The organism is Bacillus sp. SIMBA_026, assembly GCF_046535335.1.
In the GTDB taxonomy this organism is placed as follows: domain Bacteria; phylum Bacillota; class Bacilli; order Bacillales; family Bacillaceae; genus Bacillus; species Bacillus velezensis.
Map to the genome: position 1 here is coordinate 1 of NZ_JAWRWX010000148.1, position 273 is coordinate 273.

General features: G+C 64.1%; 1 protein-coding gene. It reads right to left on the minus strand.

The window, feature by feature from the left end; translation table 11 throughout:
• Positions 1-243 (minus strand): aromatic amino acid lyase (locus SB847_RS21010; RefSeq protein ID WP_410578548.1); only part of this gene is annotated, 243 nt, incomplete at its 3' end.
• Positions 244-273: the final 30 nt, after the last annotated feature.

Below are 273 nucleotides of genomic sequence, written 5' to 3' on the forward strand. Positions count from 1 at the left end.
GGCGCTGCGACTCCAGGGCCGGCGGCCCGAAGAGTTCCGCAACGCCCTCGAGGCACAAATAAGTTCGACGGCGGTAACAGTTGCCAAGGCTTCGGCAGTGGACTGCAGCTGGGCCGAGGCCACGCTTGCGAAGCTTGCATCTTCCTCCGCACCCAATGACAACACGACGGTTTGCAAGCTCACCGGTTGGGCGTTCGCGCGAATCCGCCCCACCGCTGCAGCAGCCACGTATTCCAGCATCATCACCCCGGACTGGCCCGTTGCATCTTCGGC